The organism is Hazenella coriacea (genome assembly GCF_004341825.1).
GTDB lineage: Bacteria > Bacillota > Bacilli > Thermoactinomycetales > Thermoactinomycetaceae > Hazenella > Hazenella coriacea.
On record NZ_SMAG01000009.1, the window covers coordinates 107224 to 117056 of the forward strand.

Consider the following 9833-nt stretch of genomic DNA (forward strand, 5'->3'; position numbering starts at 1 on the left):
CGTGGAGCGATGTAAGTTACTATATTAGAAACCGAGAAGCTCCTCGATGATGGAAAGATAGAAATGAGGGAATATTATGCGCCAAAAACATGCTCTAATTCCTACGTTACGTACAGTTTCAGAAGCTGAGATGATCAGCCATCAGTTGATGTTACGTGCTGGAATGATTCGCCAACTCGCTGCAGGAGTTTACACTTACTTACCGCTTGCCTATCGAGTGTTACATAAAGTAGAAACGATTATACGAGAAGAAATGGATGCCATTGGTGCCCAACAATTGTTGTTACCTGCTCTTCACCCATCCGAATTATGGGAAGAGACAGGACGTTATGCCAACTATGGACCAGAGCTAGTGAAGCTTAAAGACCGTCATGAGCGTCCTTTTGTATTAGGACCTACTCATGAAGAGGTCATCACAGATTTGTTACGTGATGAAATTAATTCATATAAAAAACTGCCCATGTCTCTTTATCAGATTCAAACCAAGTTTCGGGATGAACGAAGACCTCGCTCTGGTCTGTTACGTGGTCGAGAATTTATCATGAAAGATGCATATTCATTCCATGCTGATCGGACCTCCTTGGATGAAACCTATCAGGATTTTTATGATGCCTATACCAAGATCTTTACCCGCTGTGGACTTAACTTCCGTGCTGTTGAAGCGGATTCAGGAGCCATTGGCGGGAAAGGAACACATGAATTTATGGCTTTCTCAGATGCAGGGGAAGATTTAATTGCCATGTGTGATTCATGTGATTATGCAGCGAATACAGAGATGGCTGAAGTGGTCGGGAAAGCAGAAGTTCAAGACAAAGAACCTGCTCCAGAGAGAGAAAAAGTATCAACCCCTTCCAAAGGGACGATTCAAGAAGTTTCTGCATTCTTAAATGTTCCTGTTGAACAGTTAGTGAAAAGTCTCCTCTTTATCGTGGATGGAACTCCTGTTCTTGTATTGGTTCGTGGTGACCATGAAGTGAATGATGTGAAAGTGAAAAATTTATTCGATGCTAGCGTTTGTGAACTAGCTGATGAAGAAACCGTTCGTCGTGTAACAGGAGCGCCTAGTGGATTTGTAGGACCTGTTGGTTTAAAAGAAAAAGTACAGATCCTTGCGGATCAAGCTGTGATGGAACTGAATGATTTTGTAGTGGGTGCTAATGAGATAGATGCCCATCTCATGCATGTGCAGGTAGGACGTGATTTTAGTGTAGATCAAGTAGTCGATCTGCGAATGATTGTTGAAGGAGATGCTTGTCCTCGTTGTGGAGGTAAGATTCATTTCCAGCGCGGAATTGAAGTGGGGCATGTATTTAAATTAGGTACACGCTATAGTGAAGCGATGAATGCGAATGTTCTCGATCCACAAGGCAAAGAGCAACCTTTTATTATGGGATGTTACGGAATTGGAGTTTCAAGAATCGTGGCTTCAATCGTGGAACAACACCATGATGAGCATGGAATCACTTGGCCTATGGAAGTGGCACCCTATACCGTTCATCTGATTGCAGTAAATATGAAAAATGAAGAACAAGCGAAAGTAGCTGAAGAGCTATACCAAGAATTACAAAAAGCAAGGCTCGAAGTATTATTTGATGATCGTCCTGAACGGGCGGGTGTCAAATTTAAAGATGCGGATCTCTTAGGGATTCCAGTCCGTGTAACCGTTGGAGCAAAAGTTGGCGACGGCATCGTTGAAATCAAGTGTCGGAAAACTGGAGATACCCAAGAAATACGTGTACAAGAAGTAACGAATGAACTGCTTAACTGGCTGAAATAAGCGGCATAAATGATATAACGCAATGACTTGTTGCCCAATATGAGAGTAACAAGTCATTGTTTTTTTTATGGCAGTACTCCGAGCTTTAATGATCCAAAAAGGTTTAATGACAAAGACTAAACTGATGAGACAACATAGGAGTATAAATACCATCAGTAGAAAAAAACATATAAAGACCACTCCTTCAGAAAATATTTAATAATCATAAATATAGACACTTTGATGAACTGGAGAGTAAGTTGTGTAATTCTAATTATATGGATGTTTTAATAACGTTGTAGGAGCAGTGGTTTATCTAAAATAGTTTTTTGGATAAGTATATTGTTTTTACATTATAGGTCATATGATCCTCTTTTTTAGTTTTCAGAGAATATGCTAAAAACCACTATCTTTGTTTAAAGAAGTGGTTTTTAGCGTGGATCGAATCGTATCTTAAATCAAAGTTGAAAATCGATATTCTATACCTGTTTGAATGCTTAGTTGATTTTGCGTTGTGAGTCTCCCCATAGCTGGTTTCGAAGATGTACTTTTTGAATTTTTCCAGATGCTGTTTTTGGTAATTCATCCATAAAAGTGATTGAAGTAGGACATTTGAAATGGGCTAGCTTTTGTCGAGCGAAAGCAATCATTCCTTCTTCTGACAATTCAGCACCTGGACGAGAAACAATAATAGCATGAGGAGTTTCACCCCATTTTTCATGAGGCATAGCAATGACTGCAGCTTCTAGTACATCAGGGTGATCATAGAAAACGCCTTCAACCTCAATGGAAGAAATATTCTCTCCTCCACTGATAATGATGTCTTTTTTTCGATCTACAATGTCGATATTTCCTCTTGAATCCATCACTGCCATATCACCAGTGTGAAGCCATCCATTGATAATCGTGGTTCGAGTAGCTTCTTCATTTTTCCAATACCCTTTCATCACGCCGTTACTACGCACAATCAATTCTCCGATTTCTTGTCCATCACAAGCAACATCCTCACCAAGGTCATTCACTACCCTCACTTCACAACCAATTAGGGGAATACCAGCTTTTGCTTTGGTTCGATAATGATATTCTTTGGGCTCTTCTTGATGATGGGAACGGATATAGGAAATTGTTGAAAGAGGGGAAGACTCTGTCATCCCATATACTTGAACAAATTCCCATCCCAAATCTTCTTCTACTCGCGTAATAAAGGCTTGTGGTGGTGCAGAACCAGCGATCACTACTCGGACTTGTTGTGGAATCGTAGGTTTGATTTCTTGATGTTTCACTAGAATAGCATTTAAAACAGTAGGCGCCATATGCATGACAGTGACCCCATGTTTAACCATTTTATCCAAGATGAGAGTGGGATCTGCTTTACGGAGCATCACTTGGGTTGCGCCGTTTGCTGTGTAGTAGAATGGTGAGCCCCAACCGTTCACATGAAACATAGGAAGAATGTGTAATAAAACATCTTGGTCTGTCACACGTAAATGGTGTTGTGATGATAAAGCATGTAGATAATTATTACGATGCGTTAACATGACCCCTTTAGGTTGACCTGTTGTTCCACTTGTATATAACAAGCTACAAACATCATCCTCGGATAACTGTTCCCGTTTAAATGGAGTCGTAGGAAAAGATTGAAGCCAAGGATTGTATGCAATTAAACCGCTTTCATTTTTTTGGCCGTAATGAATGATAATCTCTGTAACTGTTGTTAATTGCTTGCGGATGGGTTCGATTAAATGATACAGCTCTGCATCAACAAATAAAACTTTACTTTCACTATGATTTAAAATATAAAGATAGTCTTGGGGAGTCAAACGAATATTTAATGGAACCATAATTGCTCCTAGTTGAAAGATTCCATAGAATCCTTCTAGCATTTCCAATGTGTTTGGAGCTAAATAGGCTACCCGATCCCCTTTAGTCACTCCAAGGGCTTTTAAAGCGTGTGACAATTGGTTGACACGATCATTGAGCTCTTGGTATGTATAGACTTGATCTTCGTTTACAATCGCTTTTTTATCACCATACAATTTAACTGCTCTGTCTAAAAAATGAGTTAATATTAAAGGTACATTCATGGTAACACCCCTTCAGATAGAATAGGAATTAGTTAAATTTTTAATTTATTCTATCATAAAGTAAACAGGATTGATATACAATAAGATTTATTGTTATAATACATGGCAGATATATGAACAACTGAGCTATATAACAAAACCTAGAGAAAGTGATGGATTCTGTATGTGTTCTTTGTAGAGATATCTTAGTTTATAACATGAATATGATCAATAAAGATCGAGCGTTGCTAATTGTTTTTGAATTCGCTTTCAATTAGGTGTGATCGATCCTTCAGCCTATTTAGGAGTTTATAGAACTTTAAAAGTTTGATCTGGTGATTTTTTTAGTGGAATTAAATTATAGATGATTAAGGAATCTGAATGTATAGTATAAAAGTGTGCGTGATTTTTCTATTTGAAGAAAACATATAGCCATACACAGTTTTTAAATATATATCAATTGGGTAAGTTTGGCATCGATCATTTAAAGAGTATTTACGTAGTTGGAACTGGTAGAGGAGGGGATGCAAGTATAAATATTAATTTCCATTTATATAAATGTATTGAAATGATAGTTTATACCTACTATTATAGAAATACATTGTAAACGTTTTCGTAAATTAGGAGGTAGTTATGAGCACATCAAATGTAATAGGTAGATGGTGGAATTATGCTTGGGGACTCCATCATCAAGCCAAAGATCTACTCCGCTTTAGTGTAGGAGTAACCCCATCAGGTTCACCTGATCAAATCAAGACGAAAGTGGATTTAAATACTAGTAAGCCTCCAAGCTTTAAACCACATCAAAAAATAGGGCTTTTTCTTGGACCACTACTTTTTATACTAATCTATTTTTTTGGCTCTTTTCCTGGAATGAGTGAACAAGCTCAAGCTGTATTGGCTTGTACCGTTTGGATTGCGACCTGGTGGATTACTGAAGCGATTCCAATTCCAGCTACGTCCTTATTACCAATTATACTTTTTCCTCTGACAGGTGCTTTAAAAGTGAAAGAGGCGACCGCTTCTTATGGAGATCCTACGATTTTCTTATTTATGGGTGGATTTATGATTGCTCTTACACTTGAAAGATGGAATCTACATAAGCGGATCGCATTAAATGTTATTTCGTGGGTTGGTACGAAGACGGACCGCATCGTATTAGGAAGTATGATTGCTACAGGGTTTTTATCTATGTGGATTTCCAACACAGCTACTGCGGTAATGATGGTCCCGATTGGGTTAGCGATTATTTATCAGCTAGCTGAGACGATGAAAAACAATGGAAATGTGGATATTACTCCTGGGAATTTTCCTTTTGGTAAATCATTAATGCTTGGGATTGCTTATTCAGCCTCCATTGGGGGATTAGGCACACTGATTGGAACACCTCCCAATGCTATCTTTGCGGCACAAGTATCTAAATTATTTAATGTTGAGATTTCATTTGCTTCTTGGATGATGTTTGGTGTTCCACTTGTTGTTGTACTGCTTACATTGACTTGGTTGTATCTAGTAAAAGTTGCATTTCCAATGAAATCAGTTGAGATCCCTGGAGGTCGTGAAGTAATTAAAAAAGAACTTCAATCATTGGGAGGTTTTTCAACTGAAGAAAAAATGGTGGCAACCATTTTCGCATTAACGGCTTTAGCATGGATCACGAGGGACTTTTTGTTAGAAGATTTGATCAAGGGTATTGATGATACATTGATCGCGATTATTGCAGCGCTTGTTTTATTTATACTTCCAGCACCAAATCATCGAGGAACTCGATTACTCGATTGGGATACTGCTAAAAATATTCCATGGGGAATTCTGCTACTATTTGGTGGAGGTTTAGCAATTGCAGCTGGATTTAAAGAGTCTGGATTAGCTAAGTGGATTGGAGAACAGTTAACTTCGCTAGAGGGAATTCCTTATTTACTCCTTCTGGTTGTAGTTGTAGCACTGGTCATTTTCTTGACAGAAATCACCTCAAATACAGCTACAGCTACTATGATGTTCCCGATTATGGCTTCTTTTGCAGCTGCGCTTTCTGTTCATCCATATGGATTTATGGTAGGTGCAGGAATTGCCGCTTCTTGTGCATTTATGTTGCCTGTAGCCACCCCGCCGAATGCAGTTGTGTTTGGTTCAGGGTATATAAAGATCGGTGACATGGTTAAAGCTGGTTTCTGGTTAAATATCATCTCTATTTTAGTTATTGTTGCTGCTATTTACTTCATCTTGCCAATGGCATGGGGAATTGATCTTCAGGCTCCAATGAAATAGAAGAATCTTTCGCAAGTTTTTCCGCCAACCACCTCCATCGTGGTTGGCTTTTATTATGTGAATGGATCATAAAATATTTATTTGTAAAAAAGGTATTGCTTTATTACATAATCCATGGTAAAGTATTGACTTGTGAGCAACTTGATTTCTTAAGGGCCTATAGCTCAGTTGGTTAGAGCGCACGCCTGATAAGCGTGAGGTCGGCTGTTCGAGTCAGCCTAGGCCCACCAGAGTATAAGATGGGGCTATAGCTCAGCTGGGAGAGCGCCTGCCTTGCAAGCAGGAGGTCAGCGGTTCGATCCCGCTTAGCTCCACCAATATATGGAGGGATACCAAAGTGGCCAAATGGGGCGGACTGTAAATCCGCTGGCTTCGCCTTCGTAGGTTCGAATCCTACTCCCTCCACCACTTACTCTTATAAAGATTGGGGAGTAGCCAAGCGGTAAGGCAACGGACTTTGACTCCGTCATGCGTAGGTTCGATCCCTACCTCCCCAGCCATTTTATTTTATGAGCCATTAGCTCAGTTGGTAGAGCATCTGACTTTTAATCAGAGGGTCGAAGGTTCGAGTCCTTCATGGCTCACCATAATGATCACTTGCGGGTGTGGCGGAATTGGCAGACGCACTAGATTTAGGTTCTAGCGCCTCAGGCGTGGGGGTTCAAGTCCCTCCACCCGCACCAAGAATCTACTATATATTCATTTTAATGCGGTCGTGGTGGAACTGGCAGACACGCTATCTTGAGGGGGTAGTGGTCTTATGACCATGCGAGTTCGAGTCTCGCCGACCGCACCAATGATGCGGGTGTAGTTCAGTGGTAGAACATCGGCCTTCCAAGCCGTTTGCGAGGGTTCGATTCCCTTCACCCGCTCCAATATTCCTCAGTAGCTCAATGGTAGAGCGCCCGGCTGTTAACCGGTAGGTTGCAGGTTCGAGTCCTGCCTGAGGAGCCATGCTTCCTTAGCTCAGTTGGCAGAGCGCTTCCATGGTAAGGAAGAGGTCACCAGTTCGAGCCTGGTAGGAAGCTCCAGCATGGCCCGTTGGTGAAGCGGTTTAACACACCAGCCTTTCACGCTGGCATGCAGGGGTTCGAATCCCCTACGGGTCACCATTGACTTTTAAAGAATTGGACGGTTAGCTCAGCTGGGAGAGCATCTGCCTTACAAGCAGAGGGTCGGCGGTTCGATCCCGTCACCGTCCACCATGTGGAGCTGTGGTGTAGAGGCCTAACATGCCTGCCTGTCACGCAGGAGATCGCGGGTTCGAATCCCGTCAGCTCCGCCACTTATTTATGGCGGTCGTGGCGAAGTGGTTAACGCACTGGATTGTGGCTCCAGCATTCGTGGGTTCGATTCCCATCGATCGCCCCATTATATATTTGCGGAAGTGGCTCAGGGGTAGAGCATCGCCTTGCCAAGGCGAGGGTCGCGGGTTCGAATCCCGTCTTCCGCTCCAACACGTAAAGACTTGTGGATCATTTCCATAAGTCTTTTTTTGTTGAACCATGACCATTTAGTTTAGTTATTACTTTCATTTTTATCAATGAATAATGAACCATCGCTTTGGATCTCCGCATAAAAGATATCTTCTTGCTTGATCCCTGTTTGAGTTAATTGATTGTTTAGCCATTCAGGAGTTAAGTTCAATTCGTTTAAATTTTTCATTATAATTTTTCCATCGACGATGATTTCGCTTGGGATATACTTTGGTTTGGAAATGACGGTGTGGACATCTTGTTTGGATGCAGTTTGATGATTGACTTTTTTTAATACAGATAGCACTCCGTTGGGCTCTAAGATTGCATAGTCAATTTCATTGATAGAGAATATTTTTTGATTACGAAGAAGCATGCTTAAATCATCCATACTTAATTGGAGTTTGGATAAGGACTTTTCTAAAATTTCCCCCTTTTTGATAACGATTGTTGGCTCACCATCAAATAAAATTCGTAATTTTGCTGATTTTAAACTAATCCATCCTACAAGTAAGGTGAGAAGTGACCAGAAAACCAAACTTGTTAAACCATCGCTTAACGGTCTACTCCGATCCATAGCCATAATTGCTGCGATCGAACCAATTGTAATTCCTGTAGTATAGTTAAAATAAGTTAGTTGACTAAGTTGTTTCTTTCCGAGTAATCGAGTCAAGATTAGCAGGACGACAAATGAAGTAGTAGTACGTGCTAGAATATCTAACAAATTCACCGTCACACTCTCCTTCTTAGATATAGGATTTGTTGAAGTGATTAAATTATACAATTGAAGACCTATTAAGCTTTTGAGTCTTAGATAAAAGTGGATATTGGAATCCATGTGATGAATCAGTTATTCAAAGTAAAGTGTTAATGCTAGGAAAAAAGGGAAGTATACAATGAAAATATTTATTATAATTGTGATGATTGATAGAGAGCTTTGAAAGGTCAAATCTTTTGACTAGTTTTTAATTAATTCCATTCATTTGTTAAAGATGGAATTATTCGTTTATTTGAATCCATTTTAACTTTTATAGGACTATTTTTTGTTGGGGGAGAGCAAATGTCCAAAACAGCATTGGTTACAGGAGCATCTGGAGGTATTGGAGAATGTTTCGCAAGAAAATTGGCCTCTGAAGGGTGGGATTTAGTTCTTGTTGCTCGTTCGGAAGGGAAATTACGAGATTTAGCTGAGGAGTTTCAAGAAAATGATGGAGTCAAGGTGACTTTAATTGTAGAAGATTTAGGTGCAAGTGGGATTGCAGGTAAAATTTATCGACGAACTCGAGAGTTGGGTATACATATAGATCTGCTAATCAATAACGCAGGAATAGGGTTAAGTGGAGAGCTACATACTTTTTATTCACAGCAATTACACCAGCAACTAATGCTTAATGTAGTTACTCCTGTTGAACTAGCTCATGCCTATCTACCCGATATGGTCTCTAAAGGAGAAGGGAGGATTATCAATGTTTCTTCCCTTGGTGCATTAACACCCATGCCATTTATGTCTACATATGGAGCATCGAAAGCTTTTTTACTCTCTTTTTCACAAGCGATTTCAAAAGAGTATCAAGACAAAGGGATCAAAACGTTAGCTTTATGTCCAGGTCCTACGACGAGTGCTTTTTTTGAACGAGCATCGATCGCGGAAAATACATTTCCTACTAACTTACGAACTGGAGAACAAGTAGTTGAAACGGCTTTAGCTGCCTTGGAAAGCGGAAAGGATCAAGTGATTGATGGATTCCAAAATAAGCTTTTCGCTTTTTTAGTCAGATTTGTTTTGCCAAAAAAGTTTATGAATGCATATGCTGCTAATAAAATTAAAAAGGGAGTTCTTCTTTGATATTTCTAAATGGATCGATGATCTATGATCCTTGTATGAGAAGTTAAGATATATCAGTAAAAGAAAATGATATAGTTGTTTTTTCTATAAAATGGTTGAAGATATAAACTAGATGAAAACAAATCGATATGACTCAAATGTTGACTGTTTTACGGTAGGAATGATTTTCCTACCGTAAAATGATTTGTGTCTATGAGTGATCTCATATTTAGGACATAAAATATGTTTTTGTTTGTAAAGTTGAATAGGTTACCAAGTTGAATCATAATATCTTATATTTCCCTCTTGATCATTTTATTTATACATGATATATTGTTATTTGTCGCCGCAAGATGCGACGAGATGAAGATTGCACCTTGAAAATGTGAATATGGAAGAACACGATATCTAGTCTAGATGTCATGTTGCATTCACCGGAAGAAGTT

The 9833-nt window shown here is 39.6% G+C and carries 5 protein-coding genes and 15 tRNA genes; 18 read left to right on the plus strand and 2 right to left on the minus strand.

The window, feature by feature from the left end; translation table 11 throughout:
* Positions 1-76 precede the first annotated feature (76 nt).
* Positions 77-1777 carry a proline--tRNA ligase gene (locus tag EDD58_RS13210; protein WP_131926340.1) on the plus strand — a complete coding sequence of 567 codons (1701 nt, stop codon included), beginning with the start codon at positions 77-79 and terminating at the stop codon, positions 1775-1777.
* 476 nt (positions 1778-2253) lie between these two features.
* On the opposite strand, the gene EDD58_RS13215 is transcribed toward EDD58_RS13210, so the two are convergent.
* Positions 2254-3840: a long-chain-fatty-acid--CoA ligase gene (locus EDD58_RS13215; protein ID WP_131926342.1), complete on the minus strand. Its 1587-nt coding sequence runs from the start codon at positions 3838-3840 to the stop codon at positions 2254-2256.
* A 612-nt stretch (positions 3841-4452) separates the two neighbouring features.
* On the opposite strand from EDD58_RS13215, the gene EDD58_RS13220 reads away from it, so the two are divergent.
* From EDD58_RS13220 to EDD58_RS13295, 16 genes are all read left to right on the plus strand, one after another.
* The gene (locus tag EDD58_RS13220) at positions 4453-6087 is read left to right on the plus strand and encodes an SLC13 family permease (RefSeq protein WP_131926344.1); all 1635 of its coding nucleotides are present in this window, start codon (positions 4453-4455) and stop codon (positions 6085-6087) included.
* Between the two features lie 153 nt (positions 6088-6240).
* A tRNA-Ile gene (locus EDD58_RS13225) sits at positions 6241-6317 on the plus strand.
* Between the two features lie 11 nt (positions 6318-6328).
* Positions 6329-6404 (plus strand) — tRNA-Ala (locus tag EDD58_RS13230).
* A gap of 6 nt (positions 6405-6410) precedes the next feature.
* Positions 6411-6495 (plus strand) — tRNA-Tyr (locus EDD58_RS13235).
* A 17-nt stretch (positions 6496-6512) separates the two neighbouring features.
* A tRNA-Gln gene (locus EDD58_RS13240) sits at positions 6513-6587 on the plus strand.
* Between the two features lie 11 nt (positions 6588-6598).
* Positions 6599-6674, plus strand: a tRNA-Lys gene (locus EDD58_RS13245).
* 12 nt (positions 6675-6686) lie between these two features.
* Positions 6687-6770 (plus strand) — tRNA-Leu (locus tag EDD58_RS13250).
* Positions 6771-6796: 26 nt separating this feature from the next.
* Positions 6797-6883 (plus strand) — tRNA-Leu (locus EDD58_RS13255).
* Between the two features lie 5 nt (positions 6884-6888).
* Positions 6889-6962: transfer RNA gene (locus EDD58_RS13260), tRNA-Gly, on the plus strand.
* Between the two features lie 4 nt (positions 6963-6966).
* A tRNA-Asn gene (locus EDD58_RS13265) sits at positions 6967-7041 on the plus strand.
* Position 7042: 1 nt separating this feature from the next.
* Positions 7043-7118 (plus strand) — tRNA-Thr (locus tag EDD58_RS13270).
* Positions 7119-7122: 4 nt separating this feature from the next.
* Positions 7123-7199, plus strand: a tRNA-Glu gene (locus EDD58_RS13275).
* 17 nt (positions 7200-7216) lie between these two features.
* Positions 7217-7292, plus strand: a tRNA-Val gene (locus EDD58_RS13280).
* Between the two features lie 3 nt (positions 7293-7295).
* A tRNA-Asp gene (locus EDD58_RS13285) sits at positions 7296-7372 on the plus strand.
* Between the two features lie 10 nt (positions 7373-7382).
* Positions 7383-7458: transfer RNA gene (locus tag EDD58_RS13290), tRNA-His, on the plus strand.
* A 10-nt stretch (positions 7459-7468) separates the two neighbouring features.
* Positions 7469-7543, plus strand: a tRNA-Gly gene (locus EDD58_RS13295).
* Positions 7544-7605: 62 nt separating this feature from the next.
* Here EDD58_RS13295 and EDD58_RS13300 read toward each other — a convergent pair.
* The gene (locus EDD58_RS13300) at positions 7606-8292 is read right to left on the minus strand and encodes a DUF421 domain-containing protein (protein ID WP_243648743.1); all 687 of its coding nucleotides are present in this window, start codon (positions 8290-8292) and stop codon (positions 7606-7608) included.
* Positions 8293-8622: 330 nt separating this feature from the next.
* On the opposite strand from EDD58_RS13300, the gene EDD58_RS13305 reads away from it, so the two are divergent.
* The gene (locus tag EDD58_RS13305) at positions 8623-9408 is read left to right on the plus strand and encodes an SDR family NAD(P)-dependent oxidoreductase (RefSeq protein ID WP_131926347.1); all 786 of its coding nucleotides are present in this window, start codon (positions 8623-8625) and stop codon (positions 9406-9408) included.
* The last annotated feature ends 425 nt before the right edge of the window (positions 9409-9833 follow it).

Excerpts from the sequence above, each read along its gene's own strand:
- EDD58_RS13210 (WP_131926340.1), top strand. The coding sequence starts at position 77 with ATGCGCCAAAAACATGCTCTAATTCCTACGTTACGTACAGTTTCAGAA.
- EDD58_RS13215 (WP_131926342.1), bottom strand. The coding sequence starts at position 3,840 with ATGAATGTACCTTTAATATTAACTCATTTTTTAGACAGAGCAGTTAAA.
- EDD58_RS13220 (WP_131926344.1), top strand. The coding sequence starts at position 4,453 with ATGAGCACATCAAATGTAATAGGTAGATGGTGGAATTATGCTTGGGGA.
- EDD58_RS13305 (WP_131926347.1), top strand. The coding sequence starts at position 8,623 with ATGTCCAAAACAGCATTGGTTACAGGAGCATCTGGAGGTATTGGAGAA.